The sequence below is a fragment of the Erwinia wuhanensis genome, from assembly GCF_030484085.1.
GTDB classification, from domain to species: Bacteria; Pseudomonadota; Gammaproteobacteria; order Enterobacterales; family Enterobacteriaceae; genus Erwinia; species Erwinia aeris.
The window spans coordinates 210,750-226,772 of the sequence record NZ_JAUJUH010000005.1 but is presented as its reverse complement, the minus strand read 5'-3'; the positions used below and the strand labels follow the sequence as shown (position 1 = coordinate 226,772).

The 16,023-nt window shown below is 59.2% G+C and carries 16 protein-coding genes and 1 riboswitch; of the genes, 3 read left to right on the top strand and 13 right to left on the bottom strand.

Annotation, left to right across the window (positions count from 1 at the left end; translation table 11 throughout):
* Positions 1 to 43: 43 nt before the first annotated feature.
* From QZH36_RS13870 to metG, 7 genes are all read right to left on the bottom strand, one after another.
* Positions 44 to 796, bottom strand: a complete 753-nt coding sequence (locus QZH36_RS13870) for an SDR family NAD(P)-dependent oxidoreductase (protein ID WP_301251134.1) — start codon at positions 794 to 796, stop codon at positions 44 to 46.
* 96 nt (positions 797 to 892) lie between these two features.
* Entirely contained in the window at positions 893 to 1,630 is a 738-nt protein-coding gene (sanA, locus tag QZH36_RS13865) for an outer membrane permeability protein SanA (RefSeq protein WP_253459974.1), read from the bottom strand.
* Positions 1,631 to 1,794: 164 nt separating this feature from the next.
* The gene (locus tag QZH36_RS13860; protein WP_301730486.1) at positions 1,795 to 3,492 is read right to left on the bottom strand and encodes an NAD-dependent malic enzyme; all 1,698 of its coding nucleotides are present in this window, start codon (positions 3,490 to 3,492) and stop codon (positions 1,795 to 1,797) included.
* Between the two features lie 151 nt (positions 3,493 to 3,643).
* Positions 3,644 to 4,525: a cytidine deaminase gene (gene cdd / locus QZH36_RS13855; RefSeq protein ID WP_301730485.1), complete on the bottom strand. Its 882-nt coding sequence runs from the start codon at positions 4,523 to 4,525 to the stop codon at positions 3,644 to 3,646.
* A gap of 126 nt (positions 4,526 to 4,651) precedes the next feature.
* Positions 4,652 to 5,344 carry a CidB/LrgB family autolysis modulator gene (locus QZH36_RS13850; protein WP_301730484.1) on the bottom strand — a complete coding sequence of 231 codons (693 nt, stop codon included), beginning with the start codon at positions 5,342 to 5,344 and terminating at the stop codon, positions 4,652 to 4,654.
* Entirely contained in the window at positions 5,337 to 5,723 is a 387-nt protein-coding gene (locus QZH36_RS13845) for a CidA/LrgA family protein (RefSeq protein WP_301251132.1), read from the bottom strand. The genes QZH36_RS13850 and QZH36_RS13845 overlap by 8 nt, the downstream gene beginning before the upstream one ends.
* 111 nt (positions 5,724 to 5,834) lie before the next feature.
* Positions 5,835 to 7,868: a methionine--tRNA ligase gene (metG, locus tag QZH36_RS13840; protein ID WP_253459989.1), complete on the bottom strand. Its 2,034-nt coding sequence runs from the start codon at positions 7,866 to 7,868 to the stop codon at positions 5,835 to 5,837.
* Between the two features lie 163 nt (positions 7,869 to 8,031).
* Here metG and apbC point away from each other — a divergent pair, with 163 nt between their 5' ends.
* Positions 8,032 to 9,138 carry an iron-sulfur cluster carrier protein ApbC gene (apbC, locus tag QZH36_RS13835; RefSeq protein ID WP_301730483.1) on the top strand — a complete coding sequence of 369 codons (1,107 nt, stop codon included), beginning with the start codon at positions 8,032 to 8,034 and terminating at the stop codon, positions 9,136 to 9,138.
* Between the two features lie 95 nt (positions 9,139 to 9,233).
* On the opposite strand, the gene QZH36_RS13830 is transcribed toward apbC, so the two are convergent.
* The 3 genes from QZH36_RS13830 to QZH36_RS13820 all read right to left on the bottom strand — a co-directional run bounded on the left by QZH36_RS13830 (position 9,234) and on the right by QZH36_RS13820 (position 10,274).
* Positions 9,234 to 9,656, bottom strand: a complete 423-nt coding sequence (locus QZH36_RS13830) for a GNAT family N-acetyltransferase (RefSeq protein WP_301730482.1) — start codon at positions 9,654 to 9,656, stop codon at positions 9,234 to 9,236.
* Positions 9,653 to 9,913 carry a hypothetical protein gene (locus QZH36_RS13825; RefSeq protein ID WP_253459998.1) on the bottom strand — a complete coding sequence of 87 codons (261 nt, stop codon included), beginning with the start codon at positions 9,911 to 9,913 and terminating at the stop codon, positions 9,653 to 9,655. Before QZH36_RS13825 ends, QZH36_RS13830 begins: the two co-directional genes overlap by 4 nt.
* Positions 9,914 to 10,040: 127 nt before the next feature.
* Positions 10,041 to 10,274 (bottom strand): hypothetical protein, encoded by a 234-nt coding sequence (locus tag QZH36_RS13820; RefSeq protein WP_301730481.1) that lies wholly within the window; start codon positions 10,272 to 10,274, stop codon positions 10,041 to 10,043.
* A gap of 183 nt (positions 10,275 to 10,457) precedes the next feature.
* Positions 10,458 to 10,554: riboswitch (TPP riboswitch) on the top strand.
* 32 nt (positions 10,555 to 10,586) lie between these two features.
* On the opposite strand from QZH36_RS13820, the gene thiM reads away from it, so the two are divergent.
* Positions 10,587 to 11,372: a hydroxyethylthiazole kinase gene (gene thiM, locus QZH36_RS13815; protein WP_301251127.1), complete on the top strand. Its 786-nt coding sequence runs from the start codon at positions 10,587 to 10,589 to the stop codon at positions 11,370 to 11,372.
* Entirely contained in the window at positions 11,369 to 12,166 is a 798-nt protein-coding gene (gene thiD, locus QZH36_RS13810; RefSeq protein ID WP_253460005.1) for a bifunctional hydroxymethylpyrimidine kinase/phosphomethylpyrimidine kinase, read from the top strand. The genes thiM and thiD overlap by 4 nt, the downstream gene beginning before the upstream one ends.
* A gap of 169 nt (positions 12,167 to 12,335) precedes the next feature.
* Here thiD and QZH36_RS13805 read toward each other — a convergent pair whose 3' ends face one another.
* The 3 genes from QZH36_RS13805 to QZH36_RS13795 all read right to left on the bottom strand — a co-directional run bounded on the left by QZH36_RS13805 (position 12,336) and on the right by QZH36_RS13795 (position 15,909).
* Positions 12,336 to 13,022, bottom strand: coding sequence for a GntR family transcriptional regulator (locus tag QZH36_RS13805; RefSeq protein WP_301730480.1), 687 nt, complete (start codon positions 13,020 to 13,022; stop codon positions 12,336 to 12,338).
* A gap of 105 nt (positions 13,023 to 13,127) precedes the next feature.
* Complete coding sequence (locus tag QZH36_RS13800) at positions 13,128 to 14,585, bottom strand: mannitol dehydrogenase family protein (protein ID WP_301730479.1); 1,458 nt, start codon at positions 14,583 to 14,585, stop codon at positions 13,128 to 13,130.
* A gap of 40 nt (positions 14,586 to 14,625) precedes the next feature.
* Entirely contained in the window at positions 14,626 to 15,909 is a 1,284-nt protein-coding gene (locus tag QZH36_RS13795; RefSeq protein WP_253460011.1) for an MFS transporter, read from the bottom strand.
* Positions 15,910 to 16,023: the final 114 nt, after the last annotated feature.

The window sequence follows — 16,023 nt, the reverse complement described above, 5'->3', positions numbered from 1 at the left end:
GCTTCTATAGAGAAAGGCCAGCCCGGCCTTTCTCTTTTTCCTGTCAGAACTGCACGCCTTTGGTCAGCCCGCCGTCCACCAGGAGATTAGTGCCGGTGGTGAAACTGGCCGCCTCGCTGGCAAGAAACACCGTGGCTTTCGCTACTTCCTGCGGCGTCGCCATTCTTCCCAGCGGATTCGCCGCCAGGCATTTGGCAAAGGTTTCCGGCTGGTTGCGTTCAATATCGCCCCACACGCCTTCACTGAAATAAACGTTGCCCGGCGAAACGGTATTCACGCGAATGCCGTCTGCCGCGTGGCGTTCCGATAAGGTTTTGCCGTAATGGATCAGCGCCGCTTTCATGATGCCGTACGGCTCGGCAAACATATCGACCTCGCGTCCCGCCACGCTGGAGATCAGCACTATGGATGCCGCAGAGGATTTTTTCAGGTAAGGAAGGGCGGCCTGCACCATCGTTACGGTGCCCATCAGGTCGGTGTCGAACGCTTTACGCCACACGTCCGGATCGCTGCCTGCCGCCAGCGCACTGACGTTAGGCACGATAATATCCAGCCCGCCAAGGCGGTTTGCCGCTTCCTGAATCCATGTTTGCATCTGCTCTGGGGAGGTGACATCGACCGCCGTGCCGTTTGCGCGTGAACCCAGCGCCTGTTGCGCTTCCTGCACGCCTTCAGGGCTGCGCGCGCAAAACTCCACTCGTGCGCCTTCGGCAAGAAAGCATTCCACAATTGCTCGTCCAATGCCGCGCGAGCCGCCGCTGACCAGTACGCGACGATCCTTCAAGTTCAGATCCATTTGTCTCTCCTGTTAACGTTTAGTGATCTATTCGGCAGACAGACTGACAGAAGAAGCGGGCAGGTTCATAACAATCAGTGCGTTAACGGCGGCATGTCACGCTGGCGGACGGGCATCCGCCTTCATTTTTTGTTCCAGCTCCAGCAGCTGTTCAGGCGTGACCGCCGGATAGCTCTGCGCATCTTCCGGGACTTCGTGCCGCGCCGGGATCGGCACCAGCGGCCCCAAAAAGCGCGGTTCGCGCTTCATCAGATACAGATCGGCCAGCGCGCCCAGGCGAGCCGCCACTTCCCTGGTGCGGATATTCAGCATGTTTTTCGGCGAGGGCACCGCGTAACACTGCGCCTGAATGCCCATATGCAGCGCAATAAACAGCGCGCGCTCGCAGTGGAAACGCTGGGTGATGATGATGAAGTCGTTGGTGTCGAAGACCTTGCGCGTGCGCACGATAGAATCCAGCGTACGGAAGCCGGCGTAATCCAGCACGATATCGGCAGGCGCCACGCCGGCGGCAATCAGATCCCGCCGCATGGTCATCGGCTCGTTGTAGCTTTGCTGCGCATTATCGCCGCTCAGCAGCAGATAGTTAACCTTGCCGCTGTTATAAGCGTTGAGCGCGCCCTGCATCCGATAAAGGTAATACTGATTGATGACGCCGGTACGATAATACTTCGCCGTGCCTAATACGACGCCGACCTGACGATGGGGCAGCGATTTGAGATTATCGTAGACGTAAGGCGCGGTTTTGACGCTTATCCAGCGATCCAGGCCGAGCGCGGTTATTACCATCAGGGTAACGATGATAATCAGGCCGTAGATCAAGCGTTTTATCATGCCGTACGGTACTCAGACTGAAGCCGAAAAGGTGGCTCAAGGCTACTGTACCCGACGAGGTGAAGCAAGCGGTAGCGCACCGGCTGGCGGCTTTTTGCACAAAATCGTCAAACGCTGTGGAAAGGGGATAAAAACCGGGCGCACGGCGCGCCCGGTCAGCGGTATTAAATAGAAGTACGGCGATAGTTACGGTACTGCGGCAGCCAGAAATTGGCGGCAATCGCTTTGGACAGCACATCTTCCGAGGTGACCACCGCCACGCCGGCCAGCTGCGCCGCTTTGCCTACGGCCATCGCAATTATTTTCGACACGCCCTGAATATCTTTCACTTCCGGCAGCACCGGGCCAGCGCCGTCGTTGACCAGCGGCGAACAGTCGGCCAGCGCGCGGCTGGCGGCCATCAGCATACTGTCGGTCACGCGGGTGGCGCCCGAAGCGATCACGCCCAGGCCGATGCCGGGGAAGATATAGGAGTTGTTGCACTGCGCGATCGGGAACGTTTGCTCTTTCCAGGTGACCGGCGCGAACGGGCTGCCGGTCGCGACCAGCGCGGCACCGTCGGTCCACGCCATAATATCCTGCGGCGTTGCTTCCACGCGGGAGGTCGGGTTGGAGAGCGGCATGACGATTGGGCGCGCGCAGTGCTGGTGCATCTCGCGGATAATCTCTTCGCTGAACAGGCCGGGCTGGCCGGAAACACCGATCAGAATATCCGGGCGCGCGTTACGCACCACGTCCAGCAGCGACAGGGAATCGGAGCTGGAATCCCAGTCGGCCAGATCCTCGCTCTTCTGCACCAGCTTGCTCTGGAAGCTGAGCAGGTTTGGCTGCTTGTCGGTGAGCAGGCCGAAGCGATCCACCATAAAGACGCGCGCGCGGGCTTCTTCGTCGCTCAGGCCTTCTGATTTCATCTGCGCGATAATCTGCTCGGCGATGCCGCAGCCGGCAGACCCAGCGCCCAGGAACACGACTTTCTGCTCGCTCATTTTGCTGCCTGCCGCGCGGCTGGCGGCGATCAGCGTGCCCAGCGTGACGGCGGCGGTGCCCTGGATATCGTCATTAAAGCAGCAGACTTCATCGCGATAGCGTTCCAGCAGCGGCATGGCGTTTTTCTGCGCGAAATCCTCAAACTGCAGCAGCACGTTTGGCCAGCGGCTTTTTACCGCCTGGATAAATTCATTAACGAAGTTATCGTACTCTTCGCCGGTAATACGCGGATGACGCCAGCCCATATAGAGCGGATCGTTCAGCAGCTGCTGGTTGTTGGTGCCGACGTCCAGCACCACCGGCAGCGTATAGGCCGGGCTGATGCCGCCGCAAGCGGTATAAAGCGACAGCTTGCCGATAGGAATGCCCATGCCGCCGATGCCCTGATCGCCCAGGCCAAGAATACGCTCGCCGTCGGTGACTACGATGACCTTCACGTTCTGCTTGGTGGCGTTTTGCAGCATATCTTCAATGCTGGCGCGGTTCGGATAGGAGATAAACAGCCCGCGCGCGCGACGATAGATTTCAGAAAAGTGTTCACAGGCCGCGCCGACGGTCGGGGTATAGATAATCGGCATCATCTCTTCAAGATGATTATCCAGCAGGCGGTAGAACAGCGTTTCGTTGGTGTCCTGAATGTTGCGCAGATAAACGTGCTTGTCGTTGGCGTTTTTGAAATCCTGAAACTGACGCCAGGCGCGCTGGGCCTGCTCTTCAATGGTTTCCACCGTCTCGGGCAGCAGACCGTTCAGGTTAAAGTCATTGCGTTCTTCTATAGAGAAGGCGCTGCCCTTATTCAACAGCGGAAATTCCAGCAGGATAGGGCCAGCGTAGGGAATGTAGAGAGGGCGTTTACTTTCGTAGTCGAGTTCCATGTAATCAATGCTCACTGGGATCGGTAGTGGCCCAATCCTAAAATAATTCATCCGAAAGTACAGCATTTGTTAACAGCTTATAACAAATGCGGGCACTTTTTTGGCAATAAAAAGCCAGCCGGCAGCGGGGCTTGCGGGCTGGCGAAGCGGATCAGCGCAGCGGCACGGTTTGCAACGTCGCGCAGCCCAGCGCCTGAAGCGTCGCGGCGGTTGCCTGTCGCTGGATAAGGCGGGCATCGGGCGCTTCCGCCAGCACGGCGCGCTGAATTTGCAGCACGTCGTAGCCTGCAAGGTTCAGCAGGATCAGCGCGGCCTGCAGCGGCGGCAGGCTTGGGTTAAAGGCGGCGTTTTCCGCATAGCTGCCGGCAAAAATCGCGCCGTCGGCCATTTGCAGCGCCACGCCGCTTAACGCCTGCGAGTAAGGCGCATGGCTGCGGTTAGCCGCCTCAAGCGCGGCCCTGACCAGCGCGTCGCCGGTAATGGTCAGGCCGTGATCGACCTCGTCCAGCAGCAGCGTCTCAATCGCTAAATCGCGCGGGCCGAAAGCATCTGGCAGGTAATCGCCCAGCGTCGCCGGTTCGCGTCCCGGCAGATGAATGCGCAGCGCGGTGCCGCTGTTCAGCTCGTTCATAAACTGGCGGCAGTGGCCGCAGGGCGTGTAGTTGACGGTAATCGCCTCAAGACCTTTTTCGCCGCGCAGCCAGGCATGGGATACCGCGCTCTGTTCGGCGTGGACGGTTTGCTGCATGGTCGCGCCGGAAAACTCCATGTTCGCGCCAAAATAGAGATGGCCGCTGCGGCCCAGCGCCAGCGCGCCGACGTTAAAGCGCGACAGCGGCGCGACGGCACAGGCGGCCGCCAGCGGCAGCAGCGCAAAGGTAAGTTCGCGGTTGTCCAGACCGGTTTCGGTTCTGATGGCGGCCATTTGTTCTGGGGTGAAAAAAGCGGGAAAGGTGTCGGTCAGCAAAGGCTGCAACGCCGCCTGCAGCGGGGAAGGCAGCGCGGCGAAAGCCGCTTGAAAACGTGGTTGCATAGTGGCTTCTCTTGCATAAGTGGCCGCTTATTCTGGCGGGCAGCCAGGCTAATGTATGTGATTATAATCACACAGATTATGCAATTTATGAAAGAGAACCACAAAATGCGCGACGCATCGCAAGTTTTATCGCCAGAAATGCATCAGTAGCGGAAAAAGAAACGGTGCCAGCAGCGAAGTGATAATGCCGCAGATCACCAGCGCCAGCGAGCTGTAGGCGCCTTCCTGGTAATCCAGCTCCGAGCAGCGCGCCGTACCCAGCGCGTGAGAAGCATTGCCGATCGCCAGACCGCGCGAGGCCTTGCTGCGGATCTTCAGCAGGTTAAGCAGCATATGACCGAAAACCGCGCCGAGTACGCCCGCAATCAGCACGCAAATGGCGCTGATGGCCGGAATGCCGCCCAGCGTGGCGGAAACCGCCATGGCAATCGGCGTGGTCACGGATTTAGGCATAATAGTCGCCGCTATCTGCGGCGTGGCGCCCATCCACAGCGCGATAGCCGTACCGGAAATCATCGCCGTCATGCTGCCGATAAAGCAGACACCGATAATTGACTTCCAGCGCGCGCGGATCTGATGCATCTGTTCATACAGCGGCAGCGCCAGCGCCACCACGGCGGGCTGCAACAGCTGGTTCAGAATAGCGCTGCCCTGAAAATAGCGGGCGTAGGGTATCTGCATCAGCAGCAGCAGCGGAATGATGACCGCCATGGAGATCAGCAACGGATTGAGCAGGGATATTTTCACCTTCGCCGCCACCCGGCGAGCGCCGAAAAAGACCAGCATGGTCAGCGGCAGAGACCACCAGATATCACTCATCGCCTGTTCCTTTCACTTTGCCATGCAGCTGGTGCGAAGCCAGCCCCACGGTCAGCAAAACAATAAAGGTGCTGACCACGCAGGAAACCACTATCGGGCCGAACTGCGCGCTGAGCAGGTCGGTATAGCTCATCACGCCGACGCTGATCGGCACAAACAGCAGCGCCATATAGCGGATCAGGAGCAGGCTGCCGGGCCTGATCCAGTCGGGTGGAACCAGTTGAAAAGCCAGCAGAAAAAACAGGATCAGCATACCGATAATGCTGCCCGGGATCGTGACCGGCAGCAGCAGCGCCAGCGCGTTTCCGGCATAGAGGCAGAGATAGATAATCAGAAAGGCGCGCAGATAGCGCCAGAGGATCAACAGTACGGTACGCATGATAAGCTCCGGTTTTGCAACGCATTAATCATACGATCGGCAGGAGATTTGTGCCAGAGATCACAGTGGGCCGCAAAAAAACGGGCGAATCGCTTCGCCCGTCTCCGTTGCTTATTTTACCTGCATTCCCGGCTGAGCGCCGCTGTCCGGCGACAGCAGGAAGATCTCTTTGCCGCCAGGGCCGGCGGCCATCACCATACCTTCCGAGATGCCGAAGCGCATCTTACGCGGCGCCAGGTTAGCCACCATCATGGTCAGGCGGCCTACCAGCACCGACGGATCCGGATAGGCGGTACGAATGCCGGAGAAAATGTTGCGGGTTTCGCCGCCCAGATCCAGCGTCAGGCGCAGCAGCTTATCGGAGCCTTCAACAAACTCGGCGTTCTGGATCAGCGCGATACGCATATCCACTTTGGCAAAGTCGTCAAAGGTGATGGTTTCCTGAATCGGATCGTCCGCCAGCGGGCCGGTCAGCGCCGGTTTGTTCGCCGCCGCCGCGTCCTCTTTCGAGGCCTCGATTAGCGCGTTGACCTTGTCCATCTCGACGCGGTTATACAGCGCTTTAAAGGCGGAAAGCGTGTGATCGCGCAGCGGCTGCGCAATACCGTCCCAGCTCAGCTCCTGGTTCAGGAAGGCTTCGGCGCGCTCGCTCAGCGAAGGCAGCACCGGCTTCAGCCAGGTCATCAGCACGCGGAACATATTGATGCCCATTGAGCAGATCGCCTGCAGGTCGGCATCGCGGCCTTCCTGCTTCGCCACCACCCACGGCGCCTGCTCGTCAACGTAGCGGTTCGCTACGTCCGCCATCGCCATGATTTCACGCACCGCACGGCCAAACTCACGGCTCTGCCAGGCTTCCGCAATGCTGGCAGAGGCGTCCACAAAGGATTGATACAGCGCCGGATCGGCCAGCTCGGCGGACAGCTTGCCGCCAAAGCGCTTGTTGATAAATCCGGCGTTACGGGACGCCAGGTTAACCACTTTATTAACGATATCCGCATTCACGCGCTGGACGAAATCTTCCAGATTCAGGTCGATATCATCAATGCGCGAAGAGAGCTTGGCGGCATAGTAATAGCGCAGGCTGTCGGCATCCAGATGCTGTAGCCAGGTGCTGGCCTTAATGAAGGTGCCGCGCGACTTGGACATTTTCGCGCCGTTAACCGTCACGTACCCGTGGACAAACAGGTTGTTCGGCTTGCGGAAGTTGCTGCCTTCCAGCATGGCTGGCCAGAACAGGCTGTGGAAATAGACGATGTCCTTGCCGATAAAGTGATACAGCTCGGTCTCGGAGTCTTTTTGCCAGAAGGCGTCGAAATCAATATCGCCGCGCTTGTCGCAGAGATTTTTAAACGAGCCCATATAGCCGATAGGCGCATCCAGCCAGACGTAGAAATATTTGCCCGGCGCGCCCGGAATTTCAAAGCCGAAGTAGGGCGCATCGCGGGAGATATCCCACTGTTGCAGACCCGACTCGAACCACTCCTGCATCTTGTTGGCGACCTGCTCCTGCAGGGCACCGGAACGGGTCCAGGCCTGTAGCATGGCGCTGAACTCCGGCAGATCGAAGAAGAAGTGCTCGGAGTCGCGCAGTACCGGCGTCGCGCCGGACACCACGGATTTAGGATCGATCAGCTCGGTCGGGCTGTAGGTGGCGCTGCACACTTCGCAGTTGTCGCCGTACTGATCCGGCGATTTACATTTCGGGCAGGTGCCTTTCACAAAGCGATCCGGCAGGAACATGCCTTTTTCCGGGTCGTAAAGCTGCGAAATAGTCCGGTTTTTGATAAAACCGTTCTCTTTCAGACGGGTATAGATCAGCTCCGACAGCTCGCGGTTCTCCTCGCTGTGCGTGGAGTGGTAGTTATCGTAGCTGATATTGAAACCGGCGAAGTCATTCTGATGTTCCTGACTCATCTCGGCAATCATCTGCTCAGGCGCAATGCCCATCTGCTGAGCTTTCAGCATGATCGGCGTACCGTGCGCATCGTCGGCGCAGATGAAGTAAACCTCGTTGCCGCGCATTCGCTGGTAACGGACCCAAATATCCGCCTGGATATGCTCGAGCATGTGGCCGAGATGAATAGAACCGTTGGCGTAAGGGAGTGCGCACGTTACCAATATTTTTTTCGCGACTTGAGTCATAGTGAGACTTGCTATACCTGTTTAAAATAGGGGGTTCCGATGTTACCCGAAAGGCCCGGCCTGCGTAAACAACGCCGCGCCGACCGTGCCGTTTTTTACTGCCTGCCGCCGACAGCCTTATCTGATATGCTCTGAATAACGTCACAGAAAAAAAGGAGCCGGGATGATGCCTCAATCCCAACATTCACCTGAAGCGCTGCGCGCGATAGTGATGGGCGTTTTAACCACGTTTGAACATCCGACGCTACAGCGCAACCTCACCGCGCTGAAGGCGCTGCACCATTGCGCAATGCTGGACAACACCCTGCATATCGAACTGCTGATGCCTTTAGCCTGGCACAGCGGCTTTGAAGCCTTAAAGGAGAGCGCCAGCGCGGAGCTGCTGCGCCTGACTAATGCCACCGCCATCAGCTGGAAGCTGAGCCTGGATATCGCCACGCTGAAAAGGGTGAAGAACCAGCCAGGCGTAAAGGGTGTGAAAAATATTATTGCCGTCAGCTCCGGCAAGGGCGGCGTCGGCAAATCCAGCACGGCGGTCAACCTGGCGCTGGCGCTGATGGCCGAAGGCGCGAAAGTCGGCCTGCTGGATGCGGATATCTATGGCCCGTCGATCCCTGATATGCTCGGCACGCAAAACGAACGGCCTACCTCGCCGGACGGTACGCATATGGCGCCGATTATGGCGCACGGGCTGGCGACCAACTCTATCGGCTATCTGGTGACCGATGACAACGCGATGGTGTGGCGCGGGCCGATGGCCAGCAAGGCGCTGATGCAGCTGCTGAACGAAACGCTGTGGCCGGATCTGGACTACCTGATCCTGGATATGCCGCCAGGCACGGGCGATATTCAGCTGACGCTGGCGCAAAACGTGCCGGTGACCGGCGCGCTGGTGGTGACCACGCCGCAGGATATCGCGCTGATCGACGCCCGTAAGGGGATTGTGATGTTTGAAAAGGTCAGCGTGCCGGTGCTGGGCATCGTCGAGAACATGAGCGTGCACGTGTGCAGCAACTGCGGTCATCACGAGCCGATTTTCGGCAGCGGCGGCGCGCTGGCGCTGGCGGAACAGTATCACACGCGCCTGCTGAGCCAGCTGCCGCTGCACATCACGCTGCGCGAGGATCTGGACGACGGAATGCCGACGGTGGTGCGCCGTCCCGACAGCGAATTTACCTGGCTGTATCGCCAGCTGGCAGGCCAGGTCGCCGCACAGCTCTACTGGGATGGCGAAGTGATCCCGGACGATATCGCTTTCCGCGTAGTCTGACGGCAACTCGGCTTTGCTGCTGCAAAACGACAGGGCGCCGCCAGGCTTTTAAGTTTGTCAGTAACCCGGCGGGCGCATCATGCGCCCGTTTTCTTTTACAGCACGTAGTGCAGCAGCAGGTATTCTCCCTGGTCGCCTTCGCCGCTGCTGATAACCTGCCAGCCGTGACGCTGATAAAAAGCCAGCGCCCGGTCGTTTGCCTTAAGGCACTTTAGCGCGCCGGTCGAGGTGAAGCCTGCCTGCACCGCCTCCAGCAGCTCGCTGCCAATACCCTGACCCTGACACGCCGGGTCGACAAATAAACTGTGCAAAAAATTATCGGCGGGCAGCAGCGCGGCAAAGCCCGTGCGGTGGCCGTCATGCTCGGCGACCAGGATGCGTTCGCCCAGCGTCACGCGGTCGAAATCCTCCAGCTGCCAGTCGCTGCCGTCAAGCCAGTGCCAGTTCGCCTTGCGGGCGGCCAGAAACAGCGTGCGCAGAAAAGGGCGGTCGGCTTCGGTAAAGGCGCGTACCGTCATCCGTTTTCTCCCCAGACGGGCTTTACGTGTCTTTCGCCCTCAATGCCCGTGCCGCGATAGTCATAGTCGATTTTGCCCGCTTCAAAAAGCTGATCCAGCAGGCGGAAATTGTCCGGGGGCGTAACGTTACAGCGGCTATTCAGCACGGTATCCTGAATGGTAAAGGCACGATCGCCGCGCGCTATCTGTTGCAGATAGTGCAGCATTTGCAGCGCCGCGACGCTGATGCCGTATTGTTCATTAAGCGGTCTTGTCATCTTACTTCTCGTCAGGACAGGAATGGCGTTCAGATTAGCGAATGGGCGGACTTTATCAAAAGCCGCTACGGGATCGGAGAGTATGACGCAAAAATTCCCGGCGGCAAAAGAGGCCGCCGGAAAATAATCAGAAATTCACCGTCACGCCGCCAGCCAGCAGCCAGTCGTTGGCGCCTTCCTGTTGCAGCCTGCGCTGATGGTTGAGGCGGGTAGAGAAAGAAACGTTGTCGGTAACGGCCAGCCTGGCCTCCGCTTGCACGGCCAGCGCATCGCCGCCGTTGCCGGTACGGAAGGCGTCACGGTTGTGGCCATCGCTAACGGTTACTTTGTCCTGGCCTGCCGGACGATGAAGCCAGTGCATGTCCATGCCCAGATGCAGGGTGCCAGGGACTATCGGCAGCGTGTAATCCCAGGCCAGGCCGCCAATCCATGCCGTCCGCCGCTGCTGCTGCTGGCGCTGGCAGCAGTGTAAACCCTGGCGCTATCTGCGTTAGCAAGCCGTTCCGCGCTTGCGTAAAACAGCGCGTTTCCCTATGCTGGCAAGCACTACGACTCGGGGTGCCCTTCCTTGTGAAGGCTGAGAAATACCCGTTGAACCTGAACTGGATAATGCCAGCGGAGGGAAGTCAGATGCTTTATCGCATCGCCTTCTTGATCGCCGGTTGGGAGCGCTATGATCCAACCTACTCACTATACGGCCAGCCCGGCCGCGTCTCTTGCTCTGTTCCGCCAGCGGTCGCCGCTGGTTCACTGCCTGACCAATGATGTGGTACAAAGCCTGACGGCTAACGTGCTGCTGGCGCTGGACGCGTCGCCCGCGATGGTGACTGAACCTGTGGAAGCGGCACAGTTCAGCGCTATTGCGGATGCCGTGCTGATCAACGTCGGCACGCTGACCGCTGCACGTAGCGAAGCGATGCTTGCCGCGGTGCAGGGAGCGACGGCGGCAGGCCGACCGTGGACGCTGGATCCGGTTGCCGTCGGCGCGCTGACTTTTCGCAGCGATTTTTGCCAGCGGCTGCTGGCATTCCGTCCTGCCGCCATTCGCGGCAACGCCTCTGAAATTATGGCGCTGGCCCGACAGGCGGTTTCCGGTCGCGGCGTCGACAGCCAGCATCATCCTTCCGCCGCGCTGGAGGCCGCTATTCAGCTGGCGCAGTCCAGCGGCGCGGTGGTTGCCGTGACGGGCGAAACGGATTACGTCACCGATGGACGGCGGCTGCTGGCGGTATCGGGCGGCTCTCCGCTGATGACGCGCGTGGTCGGCACGGGCTGTGCGCTCTCCGCCGTGGTGGCCGCATTTTGCGCACTGCCGGGCGACAGGCTGCTGCATATCGCTGCCGCCTGTCGGGTAATGAGCCAGGCGGGCGAGCAGGCGGCGGCGGCGGCCAACGGGCCGGGCACCTTTGAACCGCTGTTTCTCGATGCGCTCTACCGTCTGTACAAGGAGGCGGTATGAGAGTCAACGCATTGACCATCGCCGGTACGGATCCCAGCGGCGGAGCCGGGATCCAGGCCGATCTGAAAACGTTCTCCGCGCTTGAAGCCTACGGTACCAGCGTGATCACCGCGCTGGTGGCGCAGAACACCTGCGGCGTGCAGGCCGTCTATCCCGTGGCGGCCGATTTTGTTTCGGCCCAGCTAGCCTCGGTATTAAGCGACGTGCGCATCGACAGCGTCAAAATCGGTATGTTGCAGGACAGCGATATTGTGGAGGCGGTAGCAGAAGGGCTGGCAAAGGCGGCGATCCCCTGGCGGGTGTTGGATACGGTGATGCTGGCGAAAAGCGGCGATCCGCTGCTTTCCGGGCGGGCCGTGGCGACGCTGCGGGAAAAACTGCTGCCGCAGGTTTCCATTATCACGCCGAATCTGCCGGAAGCCGCTGCGCTGCTGGAGTGCTCACCGGCCCGCAACGAACAGGAGATGCTGCAACAGGGCAGGGCGCTGCTGGCGCTGGGCTGTCAGGCGGTGCTGATGAAAGGCGGCCACCTGAGCGACAACGAAAGCCCGGACTGGCTGCTGACCCCGGAAGGAGAAGAGCGTTTTACCGCGCCGCGCGTGCCGACTAAAAATACGCACGGCACCGGCTGCACGCTTTCTTCCGCGCTGGCCGCGCTGCGCCCGCGTCATACCAGCTGGCCGGGTACGGTAAGCGCAGCGAAACAGTGGCTGCAGGGCGCATTGCAGCACGCAGATACGCTGGAAGTGGGTAAAGGCATTGGCCCGGTGCATCATTTCTACCGCTGGTGGTAGCGCGCTGGAACGCTATCAGCGGGCAAACTGCTGACGGGCCGGGAGAGGATGATTAGTAGTGCATCGACGAGCGAAAACGTTACGGCTGAACCGGCGCGTGTAGCGGTAGTGATGAGACGCGCGGGTGGAAGGACGCTGACGGCCGGAACCGCTCGCCAGCCCGGCAGGATTACTCCTGTTCAAACCACGCGCCGTTTTGCTCTGCAATCGGCGTGATGGAAAAAATCATCTCCTGCAAATGATGCCGCAGCGCCTGTTCGGCGGCGTCGGCGTCTTTCGCCAGCAGCGCCTGCAGGATCTCTTCATGCTGATTGATCAGGCTTTCCGGCGGCGAAACCTTACTGAGGGTCAGGAAGCGCACGCGATCCATCGTCGCCTTGATATTTTCTACCGTTTCCCATGCCAGCTCACAGTTGATGCTCTGCGCGATAAGGCGGTGGAACTCATCATCCAGCAGCAAAAACGCCTGGCTGTCGTTGCGCTCCGCAGACAGCTTTTGCAGGCGCAAATTATGCTCCAGCCGGGCCAGCGCCTCTGGGGTCGCTTCCGTCGCCGCTCGCCTTATTACCGCCGTTTCCACCGCTTCACGAATAAAACGGCCGTCGGCAACGCGTCGCGCAGAAATCTTGCGCACAAAGGTGCCGCGCTGCGGCAGAATTTGCACCAGATCGGCCTCGGCCAGCTTAATAAAGGCTTCCCGCACCGGCTGGCGCGAGACGCTGAAACGGGCAGAAACCTCTTTTTCAGACAGTAAGGCACCCGGTGAAATCACGCAGGTCACAATATCCTGGCGTAAAAAGCGATAGATTTGCTGATTGACTGGTTCGCTGGCGGTAATGATATAGGCAGTAGACATGCGGCAATTTTCATTTCATTAGTGCGTCGCGAAGCCTGACGCTGGAAACAGCCAGTCTAATCAGCCTGCTGCGCCAGCGCCAGTTCTTTTGCCATTAAGCGGCGGTCAGCCGATAACCTGCCTGACCGTTTCTTTCGCGCCCAACTTCAGTAACAGCGCGTAGTAATGGCCGACTTTTTCGCGGAACAGCGAATTATCGGGCAGATCCTCGCCAAAAACAGCCCGCAGCGAGAGCAGAGCGGCGACGCGCTCATCGCCTTCCTGACTGTCGTTTACCCGCTGCGCCAGCTCCGCACGCAGCGGATCGTTAATGACGATTGGCTTGCCCTGCTCATCCACGCCGCCAACAAAGCGTATCCAGCCTGCCACGCCCAGCGCCAGCAGCGTAAAATCGCTGCCGTTAGCCAGATGCCAGCGAATACTGTCCAGCCAGCGCTGCGGCAGCTTTTGCGTGCCGTCGGTAGCGATCTGATAAGTGCGGTGCTTAATCGCCCGGTTGCGATAACGCGCGATCAGCGAATCCGCATAGGCTGTCAGATCCACATTTTTAGTGCTCAGCGTGGGCGCCTGCTCATCCAGCATCAGGCTGCGGGCGGCCTTGAGGTAGTAAGGATCGTCCATACAGTCGCTGATATGCTCATAGCCAGCCAGATAGCCGAGGTAGGCCAGCAGCGAATGGCTGCCGTTGAGCATCCGCAGCTTCATCTCCTCAAACGGCAGGACGTCCGCCACCAGCTCCGCGCCCGCTTTTTCCCATGCCGGGCGACCATTCACAAAATTATCTTCAATGACCCACTGGAAAAAAGGCTCGCATTCGACGCCCACCGGATCGGCGCAGCCCAGCTTGCGGCTCAGTTCGTCAAAGGCTTCCGGCGTCATGGCGGGCACGATGCGGTCCACCATAGTGGAAGGGAAGGTAAGGTGTTTACGGATATAGTCGGCCAGCGCCGGCTCCTGCTGCTGCGCCAGCTGCGTGATGACGTTGCGCGTTACCCGACCGTTTTCCGGCATATTGTCGCAGGACATCACGCTGAAGGGCGGCAGGCCGAGCGCGCGCCGACGTCTGATGGCCGCCAGCACGATCCCCGGAAAAGAAACAGGCTGCTCAGGATGAGCCAGGTCATGCACAATGGACGGATGCGTCAGGTTTAGCTCGCCGCTGGCAGGCTGGTAGCAGTAGCCTTTTTCCGTGATGGTGGCGGAGACAATCGCCACGTCCGGCTGGCAGAGCGCGGTAATAACGCGCTCGACGCCGTCTTCGCGCGCAAAGAGCGCTTCTTTGACCACGCCAACCACGCGGGTGCGCAGCTCGTCGGCGGTTTTTTCCGTTACGCTGTAGAGACAATCCTGCTCGCGCAGCGCTTTAATCAGATCGCCGCTGTTAAGCTGGCATTCGCAATAGCCCCAGTCGCTTTGCTGCTCGGCGGCCAGCCTGTCGGTACACACGGCCTGATGAGCGCGATGGAAAGCGCCGAAGCCAAAATGCACGATACGCGTACGCAGCGCGCTACGATCGTAACGCGGGAGGAGGGTGCCTTCAGGTAACACATCGACAAGTAACATGATAAATCCTTATCAAATAAAAGGCGCCGCAATGCGCCAGTCAGACGGAAACTCGCGCCGCCGCGTTTTTCGGGCTTTTGATCACCAGCAGTACCAGCACCGCGCCCACGGCGGCAATCACGCCGGCCAGCACGAAAGCGCTGTCGAACTTGCCGGTGTGGTGCACGATATAGCCGGTAACGACAGGGCCGATAATGCCGGAAAGGCTGCCGATCAGGTGGATAAAGCCGCTGATGCTGCCGACGCGGCTTTTATGCACCACATCCTGAATAATCGCCCAGTAGATAGCCCCGGTGATATAGAGGAAAAAGATAGAGACCGACATCAGGATAACGGCCGGATAAACCCCTTTTACCGAGCCGGCGAAAGCGACGCAGATAGCGGCGGCCAGCAGCGACACCACCAGCACAATTTTTCTGGAGAGCAGGAGCTTACCGGTGACCTTAAAGATTTTGTCGGAGATTAAGCCGCCCAGCGCCAGCCCGACGAACCCCACCACCCAGGGGATCACCGTAGTCATACTCATCGATTTGATATCAAGGTTATGCGCCTGCACCAGATAGGCCGGGAACCAGCTCAGGAAGAAAAACAGAATATAGTTGTAGCAGAAGAAGGCAAAGGCGGTCACCAGGATAATCGGCTGGCGCAGATAGTAGCCCAGGCCGTGGGACGCCTGCGCCAGCTCTTCGTCCGGCGTGGTTTGCTCCGCTTTCAGACTGGCAATCAGCTCACGCTCGCGCGCGCTGACAAGGCGGCTTTTTAACGGGTTATCCGCGGCGATAAAGAACCACGCCACCATCCAGACGATACCAATAGAGCAGATAATCATAAACGCCGGCCGCCAGCCGAAGGCCAGCGCCAGATAGCCGATAATCGGGCCGGCTACCGCGCCGCCCAGCGGCGAACCGGCGCTGAGAAAGCCCATCGCGGTCGCGGCCTGTTTTTTAGGAAACCAGCCGTTGATCGCCTTATTCGCCGAGGCGCAGATCGGCCCTTCGGCCATGCCAAACAGCACCCGCAGGATCAGCATCGACCAGAAGCCGGTAGCCAGCGCGGTAAAGCCGCAGAACAGCGACCACAGGCCGACGGCAATCCCCAGCACCAGCGTCGGGCCATATTTATCGGTGGCCAGGCCGCCAACAAAGTTGAAAATCGCATAGCCAAAGAAAAAGCTGCCGAAAATCAAACCGAACTGTTCGGCGTTCAGCAACAGATCTTTTTCAATCATCGGCACGGTCAGAGAGAGCGCCACACGATCGAGATAGTTGATCATGTAGACCAGAAACAGCAGGAGTACGATAGTCCAGCGGAGATGCTTGAACATATAAAATCCTTATTTCTTATGGTTTTAAGTGATTCTCTTGACGACTCAGGGAGCCTGGTAACGGGAGGCTGGCCCTCCCTTACCGACTACCGCCCTGACCGTTAAGCCCGGCGT